15 protein-coding genes are annotated in these 15,482 nt (G+C 59.0%); 9 read left to right on the top strand and 6 right to left on the bottom strand.

Features of this window, described 5'->3' with window-relative positions; all coding sequences use genetic code 11:
• The coding region (locus HZA03_05205) for a response regulator (protein MBI5637350.1) at window positions 1–241 on the bottom strand (241 nt) is incomplete at its 3' end.
• Window positions 242–371: 130 nt separating this feature from the next.
• On the opposite strand from HZA03_05205, the gene HZA03_05200 reads away from it, so the two are divergent.
• The 3 genes from HZA03_05200 to HZA03_05190 all read left to right on the top strand — a co-directional run bounded on the left by HZA03_05200 (window position 372) and on the right by HZA03_05190 (window position 3,826).
• Window positions 372–2,291 (top strand): carbon starvation protein A, encoded by a 1,920-nt coding sequence (locus HZA03_05200; GenBank protein ID MBI5637349.1) that lies wholly within the window; start codon window positions 372–374, stop codon window positions 2,289–2,291.
• A gap of 5 nt (window positions 2,292–2,296) precedes the next feature.
• Complete coding sequence (gene nfi / locus HZA03_05195; GenBank protein MBI5637348.1) at window positions 2,297–2,953, top strand: deoxyribonuclease V; 657 nt, start codon at window positions 2,297–2,299, stop codon at window positions 2,951–2,953.
• 84 nt (window positions 2,954–3,037) lie between these two features.
• A complete protein-coding gene (locus HZA03_05190; GenBank protein MBI5637347.1) occupies window positions 3,038–3,826 on the top strand; it encodes a GNAT family N-acetyltransferase in 789 nt (262 codons plus the stop codon).
• Window positions 3,827–3,876: 50 nt separating this feature from the next.
• Here the strand turns inward: HZA03_05190 and HZA03_05185 are convergent, their stop codons facing one another.
• Window positions 3,877–4,593, bottom strand: a complete 717-nt coding sequence (locus tag HZA03_05185) for a flagellar hook basal-body protein (protein ID MBI5637346.1) — start codon at window positions 4,591–4,593, stop codon at window positions 3,877–3,879.
• Between the two features lie 275 nt (window positions 4,594–4,868).
• On the opposite strand from HZA03_05185, the gene HZA03_05180 reads away from it, so the two are divergent.
• On the top strand, window positions 4,869–5,720 hold the full coding sequence (locus HZA03_05180) for a flagellin FliC (GenBank protein MBI5637345.1): 852 nt from the start codon (window positions 4,869–4,871) through the stop codon (window positions 5,718–5,720).
• Window positions 5,721–5,775: 55 nt separating this feature from the next.
• The gene (locus tag HZA03_05175) at window positions 5,776–6,153 is read left to right on the top strand and encodes a flagellar protein FlaG (GenBank protein MBI5637344.1); all 378 of its coding nucleotides are present in this window, start codon (window positions 5,776–5,778) and stop codon (window positions 6,151–6,153) included.
• A gap of 91 nt (window positions 6,154–6,244) precedes the next feature.
• Here the strand turns inward: HZA03_05175 and HZA03_05170 are convergent, their stop codons facing one another.
• Genes HZA03_05170 through HZA03_05160 form a run of 3 tightly spaced genes read right to left on the bottom strand, consistent with a single transcriptional unit; the run spans window position 6,245 to window position 9,587 of the window.
• Window positions 6,245–7,042 carry a tryptophan synthase subunit alpha gene (locus tag HZA03_05170; protein ID MBI5637343.1) on the bottom strand — a complete coding sequence of 266 codons (798 nt, stop codon included), beginning with the start codon at window positions 7,040–7,042 and terminating at the stop codon, window positions 6,245–6,247.
• Window positions 7,039–8,238 carry a tryptophan synthase subunit beta gene (gene trpB / locus HZA03_05165; GenBank protein ID MBI5637342.1) on the bottom strand — a complete coding sequence of 400 codons (1,200 nt, stop codon included), beginning with the start codon at window positions 8,236–8,238 and terminating at the stop codon, window positions 7,039–7,041. The genes HZA03_05170 and trpB overlap by 4 nt, the downstream gene beginning before the upstream one ends.
• On the bottom strand, window positions 8,235–9,587 hold the full coding sequence (locus tag HZA03_05160; GenBank protein MBI5637341.1) for a TrpB-like pyridoxal phosphate-dependent enzyme: 1,353 nt from the start codon (window positions 9,585–9,587) through the stop codon (window positions 8,235–8,237). The genes trpB and HZA03_05160 overlap by 4 nt, the downstream gene beginning before the upstream one ends.
• A 140-nt stretch (window positions 9,588–9,727) precedes the next feature.
• On the opposite strand from HZA03_05160, the gene HZA03_05155 reads away from it, so the two are divergent.
• Entirely contained in the window at window positions 9,728–11,491 is a 1,764-nt protein-coding gene (locus tag HZA03_05155; protein ID MBI5637340.1) for a tetratricopeptide repeat protein, read from the top strand.
• Window positions 11,492–11,625: 134 nt separating this feature from the next.
• On the opposite strand, the gene HZA03_05150 is transcribed toward HZA03_05155, so the two are convergent.
• Window positions 11,626–11,775 carry a hypothetical protein gene (locus HZA03_05150; protein ID MBI5637339.1) on the bottom strand — a complete coding sequence of 50 codons (150 nt, stop codon included), beginning with the start codon at window positions 11,773–11,775 and terminating at the stop codon, window positions 11,626–11,628.
• 175 nt (window positions 11,776–11,950) lie between these two features.
• Here HZA03_05150 and guaB point away from each other — a divergent pair, with 175 nt between their 5' ends.
• Genes guaB through HZA03_05135 form a run of 3 tightly spaced genes read left to right on the top strand, consistent with a single transcriptional unit; the run spans window position 11,951 to window position 15,262 of the window.
• Window positions 11,951–13,417 (top strand): IMP dehydrogenase, encoded by a 1,467-nt coding sequence (guaB, locus tag HZA03_05145; protein MBI5637338.1) that lies wholly within the window; start codon window positions 11,951–11,953, stop codon window positions 13,415–13,417.
• The gene (guaA, locus tag HZA03_05140) at window positions 13,417–14,970 is read left to right on the top strand and encodes a glutamine-hydrolyzing GMP synthase (protein ID MBI5637337.1); all 1,554 of its coding nucleotides are present in this window, start codon (window positions 13,417–13,419) and stop codon (window positions 14,968–14,970) included. The genes guaB and guaA overlap by 1 nt, the downstream gene beginning before the upstream one ends.
• A 13-nt stretch (window positions 14,971–14,983) precedes the next feature.
• A complete protein-coding gene (locus HZA03_05135; GenBank protein ID MBI5637336.1) occupies window positions 14,984–15,262 on the top strand; it encodes a TIGR02300 family protein in 279 nt (92 codons plus the stop codon).
• Window positions 15,263–15,482 lie beyond the last annotated feature (220 nt).

The raw sequence follows: 15,482 nt of genomic DNA, 5'->3' as shown, positions 1-15,482 counted from the left end.
TATTATTTTCCTTTTCGTAGGCCCTGATCTCGTTGGTCGCCGTGTATCCGTCCTTCACCGGCATTTGCACATCCATGAGCACGAGGTCAAATGCGCCAGCCATATATTTTTCGACCGCTTCCTGGCCGTTCTGGGCAATTTCGAATTGGCAGGGGGAATTTTTAAGATATGCCTTTATGAGGAACTGGTTATCTTTGACATCGTCAACAAGAAGGATTCTGAAAATGCCGTCCCCTTTCATGCCATCGCCTGTTTGTTCAATGAAACAACCGCATCGCGCCCAACGTATTCATGCCGGTTATTTTACCATTCCTCGCGGCGCCGTGGGCAATGCATTGACCGGCGGCCCGCTAATGGTTATATAGTAGGGCATGTTCAAAAAAGTTACGCTCCCCGCGCTGTCGCTTCTGGCGGCGGTTGCCTTCGCCGTCGCCGCCGGCGTGATAAACCCCTCCGAAAAGGTGAATGCCCTTTGGATAGTCGTCGCCACGGCTTCAATATACATCATCGCCTACCGCCTCTACGGCGCGTGGATCGCCGCCAAAGTGCTCGCCCTCAACGAAAAGAATGTCACCCCCGCCTACCGCCTTTACGACGGGATGGATTACGAGCCGACCAACCGCTGGGTGCTCTTCGGCCACCACTTCGCCGCCATCGCCGGGGCGGGGCCGCTGATCGGGCCGATGCTGGCGGCGCAGTTCGGCTACCTGCCGGGCTTCCTCTGGATACTGATCGGCGCGGTAATGGGTGGCGCGGTGCATGACATGGTGATATTGGCCGCCTCGGTGCGGCGCAACGGCCGGTCGCTGGCGCAGATCGCCAAAGATGAAGTCGGGCCGGTCGGCGGACTCGCCGCATCCGTCGCCATATTTTTTATCATCATCGTGGCGCTGGCGGGGCTGGGTCTGGCGGTGGTGAACGCGATGGCGCACAGCCCCTGGAGCACCTACACGATATTCATGACCATCCCCATCGCGCTCGGCATGGGCTTCTACATGCACACGATCAACCCCGGCAAAGTCGAAGGGGTCAGCCTTGCGGGCGGACTGTTGCTGCTGGGCGCGGTTTTCACGGGCCACTTTATCCCCGGCTCGGCGCTTGCCCCGCTTTTCACCCTCACCAAAAACCAGTTGGTGATCGCCATCGCCCTTTACGGTTTCATCGCCGCGGCGCTGCCGGTATGGATGCTGCTCGCCCCGCGCGATTATTTGAGCACCTTCATGAAAATCGGCACGGTGGGACTGCTGGCGCTCGGCGTCATCTTCATCGCCCCGTCCCTTGAAATGCCCGCCATCACCCCATTCGTGCATGGCGGCGGGCCGATCATTCCGGGGCCGGTGTACCCCTTCATGTTCATCACCATCGCCTGCGGCGCGGTCAGCGGTTTCCACTCGCTCATCTCCTCCGGCACCTCCCCCAAAATGCTGATGAACGAGCGGGACATCCTCCCCATCGGTTTTGGGGCGATGCTGGCCGAGGGGTTTGTGGCAATGATCGCGCTGGTGGCCGCCTGCATCCTGATCCCCGGCGACTATTTTGCCATCAACACCAAGCTGACGGTCGAGCAGCTCGCCGCGCTCGGTTTTCCGGTGGCGCATATCAAGGAGCTTTCAACGATGGTGGAAACCGACGTGCAGGGCCGTCCCGGCGGCGCGGTATCACTGGCGGTCGGCATGGCTTCCATCCTTTCGGGCATTCCCGGCATGAAGGGACTGATGCCGTACTGGTACAACTTCGCGCTGATGTTCGAGGCGCTCTTTATCCTCACCACCGTCGACGCCGGCACCCGCGTGGCCCGCTTCCTGCTGCAAGAAATGGGGGGCCATTTCATCAAACCGTTGGCGCGGACGAACTGGATGCCCGGCGTCATCGCAACCAGCGGCATCGTGGTGGTGATGTGGGCGTATCCCATCTGGACGGGGGACGTGTCGACCATCTGGCCGATGTTCGGCGTGGCGAATCAGCTCCTCGCCGCCATCGCCTTCGGCATCGGCACCACCATCATCATCAAGTCGCGCAAAGCGAAGTACGCATGGATAACCGCGCTGCCGATGGTCTTCATGTACGTCACCACCTTTACGGCATCGTATTACCTCGTCGGCATCTTTAACGCCAAGGCCGCCGCCGCTCCAGCGCAGGCATTTAACTTTCACCTCAATATCGGGCTGCTGACGGTGATGTGCTCGTTGGCGCTGGTCTCGCTGATCGACATGCTAACGAAGTGGTACGGCTTCCTGAACGGCACGCGCGAAATCGCCACCTCTGAAGTGACCGTTGAAGCGAAGCCGTAAAGGTGCTGTTTTTCCATCACCCGTGGAACCTCACGCCGAAAGAAGCGGTTGCCCTGCAATCCGATTTGGCCAAAAAAGTCGTTACCGAAGGGGAACCGGCCATCAATTTTGTTGCCGGGGTCGATGTACACCCGGCGGAAAAGACCGGCATGATGCGGGCCGCCATCTGTGTGCTGAGCTATCCCGCGCTGGAGCTTGTCGAACAAAAAACCGCCTTGGTAAAAACTTCCTTTCCCTATGTGCCGGGACTCCTGAGTTTCCGCGAGGGACCGGCGGTGCTGGCGGTGTTCCAAAAACTGAAACATCGGCCGGACATCATCCTTTTTGACGGACAGGGGATCGCGCATCCGCGCCGCTTCGGCCTCGCCTCGCATATAGGGTTGCTGCTGGAAATCCCCGCCATCGGCTGCGCCAAGAGCCGCCTGTATGGCAGTTGCGGTGAACCGGGCCGGCATAAAGGGGATTTGAGTTATCTGTTTAATGAGAAAAGGGAAATCATCGGCGCGTGCCTGCGGACGCGCGACAACGTCAAACCGCTCTACGTTTCCGCGGGGCACAATGTCAGCCTCGACTTCGCGTTGAAGACCGTGCTCGCCTGCTGCGTAAAACACCGCCAGCCGGAGCCGCTCCGCCTCGCCCACCGGCTGGCGCAAAACGCCTGATCGCACACTTCATTCATGGCAAACCTTCACTGCCCGGAAGATGGGTTATACTGAAAACAGAAGGAAAGGGAAGAGGTGTGCCCCGTGAACATCGTCGATATTTCTCCGCGGTATCATTCCGCCTATTTCGCCTGCCTTGAAGAATGGTCGGATGAAATAAAGGAGGCGGGCGATCACAAGTCATGCTGGTTCAATAAATATAAAGACAGGGGGCTTCGCGTTAAGCTTGCCGTCGAGGAAGGCAAAGGGGCCGTGGGAATGATTCAATACCTTCCCGCCGAAGAATCGACCATCGCGGGACAAGGTCTTTACTTCATTTTATGCATATGGGTGCATGGGTATCCCCAAGGAATCGGCAATCATCAAAAACGAGGCATCGGCCAAGCCCTCCTTCAGGCGGCGGAGGCCGACGCCAAGGCGCTCGGAGCGAAAGGGATGGCCGCGTGGGGAATATGGCTTCCTTTCTGGATGAGGGCCTCGTGGTTTAAAAAGCATGGATATGGAAAAGCGGACAGGCAGGGATTGAGCCTGCTTCTGTGGAAAGCGTTTACGGCGGAGGCAAAACCGCCGCGTTTTATCCGGAAAAAGAAAACTCCTTCTTCAATACCCGGCAAAGTGGCCGTTACCGCTTTTATCAATGGGTGGTGTCCGGCCCAAGGCATTACGCATGAAAGGGCAAGAAGGGCAAGCGGGGAGTTCGGCGATGAGGTTATCTTCCGCACCATCGACACAAGCGATAATAATACATTCCTCGAATGGGGGATTTCCGACGCTATTTTTATCGATGAAAAACAGGTCGGGTGGGGACCTCCCCTCTCGTATGAAAAAATAAGGGCCGCCATTCAAAAGCGGGTAAAAAAGCTGAAAGGTTAATTTCCCCGGCCGCCAATTGAGCAAGACCGGCCTTCCCTCAAATATTCCCCTCAGGTCTTGATGTTAAGAAGGGTGCCGGCCATGTCGTTGGCGTTTTTAACCACCTTCGCGTTCGCGCTGTAGCCCTGCTTCGCCATCATCATGTTCACGATTTCGGTCGCCAGATCGACGTTAGAGCTTTCCAAAGAATTCGGCACAAGGCTCCCCAGCGCGCCGCCGCCGGGAGAACCGCTGGCCGGAGCGCCGCTTTGGGCGGTTTCCGCCAGTAGCCCGTTCCCGATGGACTGCAAACCGCCGGGATTATTGAACTTCGCCACATTCAGTTTTCCCACCAGCATCTGCTGGCCGTTGACATCGGCCATCACGCTGCCGTCCGGCTGGATGTTCAGGTTGGTGGCGCCGGATGGAATTTTAACTTCCGGCCGCACCGCCGCTCCGTTCACCGCAAGCCGCCCCTGATTGTCGGGCTGGAAGTTCCCCTGCCGGGTATAGGCATTCTTTCCATCAGGGGTGCGAACCTGGAAAAATCCTTCCCCTTGAATCGCCACGTCCAACGGATTGCCGGTATATAAAGGAGAGCCGGGCTGCGTCACCTGCCGTATGGCGGCGGTCACCACCCCTTGATTGCTAGGAAGGCTTTGATTTACCGTCTCTTGCGCGCGAAACGCATCCGTGTTCATGTTGGCGATGTTATTGGCGGCAACCGCCACCTTGTTCGCATTCGCCTGCAGACCACTTAAACCAGCATTCACACCCGGCAGCTTCATATTTAACCTCGACTATTATTCTACGCCTGTCTATCGGCAGGAAAAAATAAAACTTTAGTTTTTCCCTGAATATTTTTTCACCGGTCAAGGTCGAGTCACTTCAGCCGATGAGTAATCAGGCAAATTAGGCACTTATCAAAGGAGGTCTTGAACAAGTCCCGATAGCGGGCACATGGCTGCAGGACGCAATGGGTTAAAGACGCAGTTAAATTGTGGGACTCCGCCGTTATGGATAGCGGTGGAGGGGGTAATGGACACTAAACAAGGAGGATGTCATGGCTTTACGGATTTATAACAACTTATTTTCCACGAACGCCCAAAGAAACCTGGCGACGAACAGCGCAAACCTTGGTTCTTCGCTGGAAAAACTCTCTTCCGGTATGCGGATAAACAAGGCGGCGGACGACGCGGCCGGGTTATCCATATCTGAAGGGCTGCGGTCGCAGATCCGCTCGTTGAACCAGGCAACCCGCAACGCAAACGACGGCATCAGCCTCATCAACACGGCGGAAGGCGCGCTGAACGAACAGTCGTCCATTCTCGTCCGTATGCGCGAACTGGCCTCGCAGGCCGCCACCGGCACCGTCGGCAGCACCGAACGCCAAACTATCAACCGCGAATTCCAGGCTCTCAAGTCTGAAATCGACCGCATCGCGGCGGTGACGGAATTCAACGGCCAAAAACTGGTGGACGGATCGCTCAGCTCCGCCGCTACCAGCTCGGTGACCATCCAGGTCGGTATCCGCGCCACCAGCAACGACCGGCTCAGCCTGAACACCGCGGTCGACCTGACCGCCATCACCACCACCGGCCTGGCGGTGCAAAACACCAACACGCTGACCGCGCAATCCGCTTTGAACTCGCTGGCAACCATCGACAGCGCCATCAGCAAGGTGACGGACGGCCGCGGCCGCCTCGGCGCCGTGCAGAACCGCCTCGTGCATACCATCGCGAACCTCTCGGTGTCGGCCGAAAACCTGACCGCCGCCGAATCGCAGATCCGCGACGCGGACTACGCGACGGAAATCTCGAAGTTCACCCGGAACCAGATACTGGTGCAGGCTTCCACCGCGATTCTGGCGCAGGCGAACATGGTGCCGCAAACCGTGCTGCAGCTGCTTGGCTGATAACCGGTAAAAGGGTAAAGCAAAGTGGCGTAAGGACGAATAGGAGGAGACTGCAATGGTTCAAGGTGTTTCAGACAAACTGGACAGCTTGGTCGCCAGTCTTGTGGCGGGCCCCCCAAGGCCCGCCACCGACGCCTCCGTGCGGGCATCCGGAGCGCAGCCATCGCCGGCCGCGCCCACGGCCGGACAACCGGCCGTGAATGTGAACGACCCGGAAATTACCGCCGCGGCGGACAAGGTGAACCAGGAACTGCGAAAACAGACGAACGATAAAATGAGCCTCGCCATCGACAAGGATACAAACCGCATCATTGTGCGGTACAAAGACCCGCAATCGGGTGAAGTGGTCCGCCAATTTCCGGCGGCCGCGATCCTTGAAATGGTAAAACGGCTCGACAAGCTAAAGGGAACGATGCTGGATTCCCAGGGTTGAATAAGTAAAGCCATTCAACCCCACCCCAGGGGGAGCCTTTAAAACGGCTCCTCCTATTTTTTGGCTATGGGGAAAACCGAAACGCGCGCCGTCAAGCGTCCATCGCGCGGCGCACCGAACGGACAAACGCGCAGACCCGCCTTACCGTCTCTTCACGCGTTCCCTTTTCCGACAAAATCTTCACCGCCGCGCTGCCGATAATAACGCCATCCGCCACCTTTGCCATCGCGGCGGCATCGGCCGGGGATGATATTCCGAAGCCGACCGCAACCGGCAGCTTGGTCTGGCGCTTTATCATCAGCACCTGCTTCTTCACGCTTTCAACCGATGGCTTCTGCTTGCCGGTTATGCCGGTAACGGAAATGTAATACAGAAAGCCGCGCGTATGCGCCGCTATCTTGCGTATCCGTTCCGGCCCGCTGGTGGGGGCGGAAAGCAGTATCGGGGCGATGCCGTGCTTGTCCAGCTCCCGCACGATTTCATCCCCCTCTTCGGGAATGATGTCCGGGATAATAACGCCGTCCACTCCCGCCTGCGCGGCATGCCGCGCGAACGCCTTGACGCCATGATGGAAAATGAGGTTGAAGGCGGACATATAGACGATACCGCCGTTGCAAAGGGGGCGGATGCGTTTGGTCATCGCCAAAATACCGCCGAGCGCAGTTCCCTTTTTCAGCGCCCGCACATAGGAAGCCTGTATCACCGGGCCGTCGGCCATCGGATCGGAAAACGGAATGCCGATCTCCACAATATCGGCCCCCGCCGCGAAAAGCGCCGGAACCAGTTGCTCTGTCGTGCCGAGATTCGGGTCGCCGGCGGAAACAAATACGATAAGCGCCTTGCGTTTGGCCGCTTTCAGTTCCGCGAATTTTTTTTCAATCCTGTTCATTTGTTCACCGTAAGGGCCGCCATGCGCTCCACATCCTTGTCGCCGCGGCCGGAAAGACAGACCACGATAATATGGTTTTTCTTCATCTTCGGGGCCATCTTGGCCACCTGCGCGATGGCGTGGGCCGATTCAAGCGCCGGCATGATCCCCTCCAGCCGGCTCAGAAGGCCAAATCCTTCGATGGCCTCCGCATCGCTGATCGTGACATACTCGGCGCGCCCGCTCTGGGCGTAGAAGCTGTGCTCCGGCCCGACGCCGGGATAATCCAGCCCCGCCGATATGGAATGAGTTTCGGCGATCTGGCCGTTTTTGTTCTGCAGCAGATAGCTCTTGAAACCGTGGAGCACGCCGACGCTCCCGCGCGAAATGGATGCGCCATGCTGCCCCAGCTTTGAACCGGTGCCGCCCGCTTCCACGCCGACCATCTTCACTTTTCCGTCTTCGTAAAACGGATGGAAAAGGCCCATCGCGTTGCTGCCCCCGCCCACGCAGGCAACCAACACGTCCGGCAGCCGCTTTTCGGCCTTCTGTATCTGGCGGCGGGCCTCCTGCCCTATCACCGCCTGAAAATCGCGCACGATCATCGGAAACGGATGCGGCCCCGCCACGGTGCCGATGATGTAGTGCGTATCCCGCACGGTGGCGATCCAATCACGCATCGCCTCGTTGAGCGCGTCCTTAAGCGTTTGGCTGCCGGACGTGACGGGAATGACGGCCGCCCCCATCATCTTCATGCGGTAGACGTTGAGCTTTTGCCGCTCAATGTCCTCCACCCCCATGTAGACGTCGCACTGAAGCCCCAGCAACGCGGCGGCCGTGGCGGTGGCGACGCCATGCTGCCCCGCGCCGGTCTCGGCAATCACCCGCTTTTTCTTCATGCGGACGGTGAGCAACCCCTGCCCGATGGTGTTATTGATCTTGTGCGCGCCGGTGTGGTTGAGGTCCTCGCGTTTGAGGTATATCTTCGCCCCGCCCAAATGTTTGGTTAGCCGGTGGGCATAATAAAGCGGCGTTTCGCGCCCCACGAATGTTTCGGAGAGATGCCGCAACTCCTTCCTGAAGCGCGGGTCTTTATGCGCCTTTTTGTATTCGGCCTCAAGTTGCTCCAAAGCGGGGACAAGCGTCTCGATGACGAACTTTCCCCCAAAGGCGCCGTAGTAGCCGCGGGTATCGGGCAACGGTGTGTGGTGCGTCATACCTTCGGTATTGCGTTAATGGATTTCGCCAAAACGTCGTCCGGCAGCGCGTAATCAACCAATTTCTTGCCCAGGTAGGCTTCGTAGGCCGCCAAGTCGAAGTGACCGTGCCCGGAAAGGTTGAACACGATTGTTTCGGATTTCTTTTCGGCGGTGCAGCGCTTGGCTTCGTCGATGGCCCCTTTCACCGCGTGGGCCGATTCGGGGGCCGGAATGATCCCTTCGGCGCGGGCGAAGAGCGCCGCCGCGTCGAACACTTCAATCTGGCGGTAGGCGACCGCTTCCAGCAGTTTGTCCTTCGCCATTCTCGATATGAGCGGCGAATCGCCGTGATAGCGCAAGCCGCCGGCGTGGATGCCGGCGGGCATGAACGATGCCCCAAGGGTGTACATCTGCACCAGCGGGGTAAGGCCCGCCGTATCGCCAAAGTCGTAGGCGAACGTGCCGCGGGTGAGCGTGGGGCACGCGGCCGGTTCCACCGCCACCATCCGTATCTTTTGCCCGCCCAGCTTGTCCGGCAGAAATGGCAGAATAAGTCCGCCCAGGTTGCTGCCGCCGCCGCAGGAGCCGATCAGCACGTCGGCCTTCTCCCCCGCCATTTCAAGCTGTTTTTTGGTCTCCTGCCCGATGACGGTCTGGTGCAGCAGCACGTGGTTCAGCACCGAACCAAGCGAGTACTTCGTATCGCCATGCGTTGCGGCGTCTTCCACCGCCTCGGAAATCGCGAGACCGAGCGATCCGCTGTTATTCGGATCTTTCTCCAAAGCGGCGCGCCCGGCGTTCGTTTCGCGGCTGGGGGACGGGAACACTTTTCCGCCCCACGTTTCCATCATTATGCGGCGATAGGGCTTCTGATCGTAGGAAACCTTCACCATGTAAATGGTGCAGTCCAGGCCGAAGTGGTTGCAAGCAAAGCTGAGCGCGCTCCCCCACTGCCCGGCGCCTGTTTCCGTTGCGATCCGCTTGGTGCCGGTGATCTTGTTGTAGTACACCTGCGCCACGGAGGTGTTCGTCTTGTGGCTGCCGGAGGGGGAAGTCCCCTCGTATTTATAAAATATTTTCGCCGGGGTGCCGAGCGCTTTTTCCAGGTTGTAGGCGCGGTAAAGCGGCGTGGGGCGCCAGAGGGAAAGAACGTCCAGCACCTCTTCGGGGATGTCTATCCACCGCTGTGCGCTGACTTCCTGCTCGATGAGCGGCATCGGAAACAGCGGCGCGAGGTCGTCCGGGCCTATCGGCTGCTTCGTGCCCGGATGCAATGGCGGCGCCGGGGGATTGGGCAAATCGGCCATGGCGTTGTACCAACGGCGCGGAATGTCTTTTTCAGAAAGCAGAATTTTCCGTTCTCTCATAACTCCCCTTCCGGATCGATGGTTATTATTGCGATACGCGCGATATTTTACCCCATCCCGCCGGGGAAAAGATAGCATCCGCCCGCCCCCCCGCGCGCGTTATTGCCCCCCCGCGCGGCGCGGGTGTATAGTCAAGCATCATGGGAGTGTTTGATCTTTTAGGGACGGCCAAAAAAGCCAAGCAAAAGCTGGACGAAGGCATCTCCCGGCTTGATAAAAAAGAGGCGGGGGAAGCGCTCGCCTGCTTTGAAGAGGCGGTCAAACTCGACCCGAAAAACGCCGAATGCTGGTTCCAGCGCGGCGCGGCCAAAGCGGCGCTGATGAAAAGGGAAGACGCCATCAAGGATTTTTCCGAGGCGATAAAACTCGACCCCGCCCATGCGCGCGCCTTTGGCAACCGCGGGTTCATGAAAGTGCAGTTGGGCCGCTTTTCCGACGCGGTGGCCGATTTCAACGAGGCGATACGCCTGAAACCCGACATGGCGATGGCCTATTACAACCTCGGCTCCGCCCGCTTCAAAATGGAGCAATATGAGGAAGCGGTGCAAGATTACGCCCAGGCGCTGAAACTCCACCGGCAACACCCCGGCATCTGGTACGCCAGCGGCAAGGCGAAAGAGGCGCTGGGCAAAAAAGAGGAAGCCGCCGCCGATTTCTCCGAGGCGATAAAGCTGGATCCCAAAAACCACAAAGCCTATTTCCGGCGCGGCACGCTGCTCTACGGCATGGGGAAGCTGCGCGAAGCGCTGGCCGACCTCGACAAGGCGGTGGCGATGGAGCCGAAGTATCCGTGGGCGTACTACCACCGCGGCAACGCCCGCGCCCGCGTGGGGCTGAAAGAAGAATCGATACAGGATTACGACGAGGCGATACGCCTGCTCCCCAAAAACGCGATGGCCTACTACAACCGGGGCAACAGCCGCTTCGCGCTGAAACGGTACAAAGACGCCATCGACGACTACAACAAGGCGCTGAAGCTGGACAGCACTCTCACGGTCGCCTATTACAGCCGGAGCACCGCCCGAATACTGGCCGGCGAGCGGGACAAGGCGGTCAAAGACCTCGACATCTTCGTGCAGATGAGCGAAAACAGCGTCGGCGGCTCGCAGCGGATGCGCGATGAGGCGCTGCGCTACCTTGAAGCGCTCAAAAAATCCGAGACCGGCGAGATCAAGATGCCCGATCCCTCCGAAACAACCGTCCGGATGGAGGCCATCAAGGACGAAGAAGCATTCAAGGCGATGGATAAAAAGCTGGCCGACGGCATCAAGGAACAAAAATTCGAGGCCATTCTGTTCATCGATATCTGCAAATCGACCAATCTCATCGACAGCTACGGCGAGCTGCACTACTTCCAAAAAGTGCAGGCGGCGGTGGACAAGCCGCTCAATGAACTGAAAAAACGGCACGCCTGCCTGTTTGAAAAAAGTACCGGCGACGGCTATATGCTCACGTTCAACGATTGCGCCAGCGCCATGAACCTGGCGGTCTCGCTCATGCAGGCGGTGGAACTGCACAACGCCGCGCTGGAAGACCAGTCCCAGCGCGTCGACCTCCGCATCGGCATCGACTGCGGACAGGTGATAGTGAAAGAACTGGATAACGACCGCATCGGCGACGCGGCGAACGTGGCAAAGCGGATCGAGGGACTGATGCAGGACGCCTTCGTGGAATTCGCCGAAGGGAGCAAAGAAACGTTCCGCGAAAAAAACCGCGTGTTCTGCAGCGCGAAGGTGATGACGATGCTGGGCGACGCGCCGCACATCAAGCACACCGAGGTCGGCTGGTCCGAACTGAAAGGAAAAGTCGGCGTCCGCTACCAGATACACGAAGTGCTGTGGGAAAAATCGCAGCCCGGCAGCGGCGCGCACACCCTCTCCTCCACCGTCCTGAAGGTGCATTAACCGCGCGCAATATGGGCTGGATTAGCCGCCTCCTTGAAAAACTGGGCTTTCCCCCGGCGACGCCCAAAAAGAGAAATCCTCGACGCCGCGGTGAGCACGTCAGCGGCGATGCCTCATCTTTTACCTCCATCTCTTCACCCGGAGACGGCGGCGAAAGCGGCCCCCGCTTTGGCGGCGGTGAATTTTCCGGCGGCGGAGGCGGCGGCTCGTGGAGCGATTCCTCCGGCGACTCCGGTGGCGACTCCGGCGGTGGTGATGGCGGGGGCGATTAATCCTTTTTCCACGCTCTTCCCCCCTTCCCTGCTGAAAAATTATAACTTCCTTAAATTCCTTGCCTCGCCTCCCCACTAATGCTACTATTGGCGACTAATCGCACAAGGGTGTAAATTACAAAGGCGTATTTTTAAATAACTCCTTTATTTTTAACGTCTTAACTTTTAGCTGGCGGACTGGGATCATATGCTTGACCATCCCTTAAAAGAGTACCTCACATTCGACGACGTGCTTCTGCTGCCCGGCAGGTCCACCGTGCTGCCGAAAGACGTAAAGGTTGCGACCCGCCTCACCAAAACGCTCTTGCTCAACACGCCGCTCATCTCCGCGCCGATGGACACGGTCACCAGTTCGCGCCTCGCCATCGCGTTGGCGCAGGAAGGGGGCATCGGCATCATCCACAAGAACTTCAAAATCCCCCGTCAGGCGGAGGAAGTGGAGCGGGTGAAGCGCTACTCCAGCGGCATGATCGTCGATCCGATCACCCTTTCCCCCAAGCAAACCATCAGGGAAGCCTTGGAGGTCATAAAAAAGCACAACATCAGCGGCATCCCGATCATTGAAGGGGGCAAAGCGGTCGGCATTTTAACCAACCGTGACCTCCGCTTCGAGACACGGATGAACGCCCTTATAGAAGAAGTGATGACCAAGCACGATAAGCTGGTCACCACCCCCATCGGCACCACGCTGGACAGGGCCAAGGAACTGCTGCACAGGCACCGCATCGAAAAACTGCTGGTGGTGGATGCCGCCGGACACCTCAAGGGGCTGATCACCATCAAGGACATTGAAAAATCCATCGCCTATCCGAACTCCGCCAAGGACGAAGCGGGCCATCTCCTCGTGGGGGCCGCCGTCGGCGTGGGGCCGGACCGCGACGAGCGGGCCGCCGCGTTGGTGAAGGCGGGGGTGGACGTGATCGTCATCGATACCGCGCACGGCCACTCCGAAGGGGTGCTCCGCTCGGTGGCGGCGATCAAGAAGCAGTACCCCAAGCTGCCGGTGATCGCCGGCAACATAGCCACCGCCGAGGCCGCGCGCGACCTCATTGCCGTCGGGGCGGACGCGCTGAAGGTCGGCATCGGGCCGGGCAGCATCTGCACCACCCGCGTGGTATCGGGCGTCGGCGTGCCGCAGATCACCGCCGTGGCCGAAGTATTTGGCGAAGCGAAAAAAACCGACACCCCCGTCATCTCGGATGGCGGCATCAAATACAGCGGCGACGTGGTGAAAGCCATCGCGGCGGGGGCCGATACCATCATGATCGGCTCGCTCTTCGCCGGCACGGAAGAAAGCCCCGGCGAGAAAATCCTCTTCCAGGGGCGCGCCTACAAGGAATATCGCGGCATGGGCAGCATCGGCGCCATGCAGGAAGGGAGCGCCGACCGCTACTTCCAGGATATGGAATTCACCGAGACCAAGCTCGTCCCCGAAGGGGTCGAAGGCCGCGTGCCGTACAAAGGGGCGCTCTCGTTCATCGTGCATCAGCTCATCGGCGGCCTGCGCGCCGGCATGGGCTATGTGGGCGCGGCGGACTTGAAGGAACTCAAAGAAAAATCCCGCTTCCTCAAGATCACCAGCAGCGGCCTGCGCGAAAGCCATGTGCATGACGTGATCATCACCAAGGAAGCGCCCAATTACCGGGTGGACTGATGAAACCTGACGCCGGCCACAACGAAAAGATACTGGTGCTCGACTTCGGGTCGCAGTACACGCAGCTCATCGCCCGCCGTGTGCGCGAAAACGGCGTCTACTGCGAGATACTCCCCTGCACCGTCAAAATGGCGGACATCAAAAAATTCGGCCCCAAGGGAATCGTCCTTTCCGGCTCTCCTTTCTCGGTGCATCAGAAAGGGGCGCCCAAAATTCCGGCGGGTGTGCTGGATATGGGCGTACCGGTGCTGGGCATCTGTTACGGCTTGCAGGCGATCACCCGCGCGATGGGCGGTAAGGTGGCAAAATCGGACAAACGCGAATACGGCCCCGCCACACTGATGGTGGACGAGACCATCGGCATCTTCGCCGGGCTTTCGCGTGACGAAGAGGTCTGGATGAGTCACGGCGACCGCATTGAGGCGATGCCCAGACATTTCCACCGCATCGCGCACACCATCAACAGCCCGGTGGCGGCGATGAAACACGACACCCGCCCCATCTTCGCGCTGCAATTCCATCCTGAAGTGGCCCACACGCCGATGGGAACCAAGATGCTGGTGAATTTCGTAAAAGGTATCTGCGGCTGCTCCGGCGCGTGGAACATGCGCTCGTTCCTTGAAAGCGCGGTGGAGGATATCCGCGCCAAGGTGGGCAAGGACAAGGTGATCCTCGGCATTTCCGGCGGCGTTGATTCCACCGTTGCCGCCGCCTTGGTGCATCGCGCCATCGGCGACCAACTCACCTGCCTCTTCATCGATAACGGCCTGATGCGCAAGGACGAGGCAAAAAAAGTGTTGCAAGGCTTCCGCGCCAACCTGCACATCAAGGTGCAGTTTGCCGATTCGTCGAAACTCTTCCTCGCGGCGCTGAAAAAAGTGATCGACCCCGAAAAAAAACGCAAGGTAATCGGCCACAAGTTCATCGACGTCTTCCGCAAAGAGGCCCGCAAGATCGGCAAGGTGAAATACCTGGCGCAGGGGACGCTCTACCCGGACGTTATCGAATCGGTCAGCTTCCGCGGCCCGTCGGTGGTGATCAAAAGCCACCACAACGTCGGCGGCCTGCCGAAAGTGATGAAGCTGAAGCTATTGGAGCCGTTGCGGGAACTGTTCAAGGACGAAGTCCGCCTGCTCGGCCAGGAACTGGGCGTGGACGAATCGTTTATCCACCGTCAGCCGTTCCCCGGGCCGGGGCTGGCCATCCGCATCATCGGCGCCGTGACCCCCGAACGGCTGAAGGTGCTGCGCGAAGCGGATCATATCATCGTGGAGGAGATCAAAAACGCGGGACTCTACCGCGAGGTTTGGCAATCCTTCGGCGTGCTGCTGCCGGTGAAATCGGTCGGCGTGATGGGGGACGAACGGACCTACGAGAACGTGCTGGCCGTGCGCGCCGTCACCAGCCGCGACGGCATGACGGCCGACTGGGCCCGCCTGCCGGAAAAACTGCTGGCGGCCATATCGAGCCGCATCATTAATGAAGTGAAGGGTATCAACCGGGTGGTGTACGACATATCGTCCAAGCCCCCCGCAACAATCGAATGGGAATAATCAGGAGGAACTGATGGTTAAACCGGAATGGGGAACGCGCCGTATCTGCTACAAGTGCGCCACGCGCTTCTATGATCTTTTGAAAGAACCGCCCATATGCCCGAAGTGCGCCGCCGACCAGACCAAAGCGCCGGTCAAGCACTCATCCTCCTCCCCCGCACGCAAAATAAAAGCGGCCGTGCCGGAAGAGGATACGGATGAACCGACGACGCTGCCGGGGGAATCCGAAGAGATCGAGGAAATCGGCCTGGACGAATTGGAAGAGGAAGAGCTGCCCGAAGACGATGCGTGAGCAGGCTCAAAGGGAATCGTCCGGCGCCCGGCGCAACGGTTCCCTGTTTCTCCGGTTTTTCCATTAAAGCCGGCCCGCGCCCTGTTGCGAGCACATTAACCGTCCGGTGTAGGAGCACATTACCTGTCCGGTTATATAAAACGTCCATGGAGGCGTTTTATGAGAAAGACGATGTTCGGGCAGGAGGTGTTACTCATGCGATTTCAAGAAGCGCATAGCG

This window comes from Nitrospinota bacterium, assembly GCA_016217735.1.
Lineage (GTDB): Bacteria > Nitrospinota_A > UBA7883 > JACRGQ01 > JACRGQ01 > JACRGQ01.
The sequence above is the reverse complement of the archived record's forward strand: the minus strand, read 5'-3'. Positions and strand labels throughout refer to the sequence as shown.

Excerpts from the sequence above, each read along its gene's own strand:
- HZA03_05185 (MBI5637346.1), bottom strand. The coding sequence starts at position 4,593 with ATGAAGCTGCCGGGTGTGAATGCTGGTTTAAGTGGTCTGCAGGCGAAT.
- HZA03_05170 (MBI5637343.1), bottom strand. The coding sequence starts at position 7,042 with ATGAACAGGATTGAAAAAAAATTCGCGGAACTGAAAGCGGCCAAACGC.
- HZA03_05135 (MBI5637336.1), top strand. The coding sequence starts at position 14,984 with ATGGTTAAACCGGAATGGGGAACGCGCCGTATCTGCTACAAGTGCGCC.
- HZA03_05160 (MBI5637341.1), bottom strand. The coding sequence starts at position 9,587 with ATGAGAGAACGGAAAATTCTGCTTTCTGAAAAAGACATTCCGCGCCGT.
- HZA03_05200 (MBI5637349.1), top strand. The coding sequence starts at position 372 with ATGTTCAAAAAAGTTACGCTCCCCGCGCTGTCGCTTCTGGCGGCGGTT.
- guaB (MBI5637338.1), top strand. The coding sequence starts at position 11,951 with ATGCTTGACCATCCCTTAAAAGAGTACCTCACATTCGACGACGTGCTT.
- HZA03_05155 (MBI5637340.1), top strand. The coding sequence starts at position 9,728 with ATGGGAGTGTTTGATCTTTTAGGGACGGCCAAAAAAGCCAAGCAAAAG.
- trpB (MBI5637342.1), bottom strand. The coding sequence starts at position 8,238 with ATGACGCACCACACACCGTTGCCCGATACCCGCGGCTACTACGGCGCC.
- HZA03_05175 (MBI5637344.1), top strand. The coding sequence starts at position 5,776 with ATGGTTCAAGGTGTTTCAGACAAACTGGACAGCTTGGTCGCCAGTCTT.
- guaA (MBI5637337.1), top strand. The coding sequence starts at position 13,417 with ATGAAACCTGACGCCGGCCACAACGAAAAGATACTGGTGCTCGACTTC.
- HZA03_05180 (MBI5637345.1), top strand. The coding sequence starts at position 4,869 with ATGGCTTTACGGATTTATAACAACTTATTTTCCACGAACGCCCAAAGA.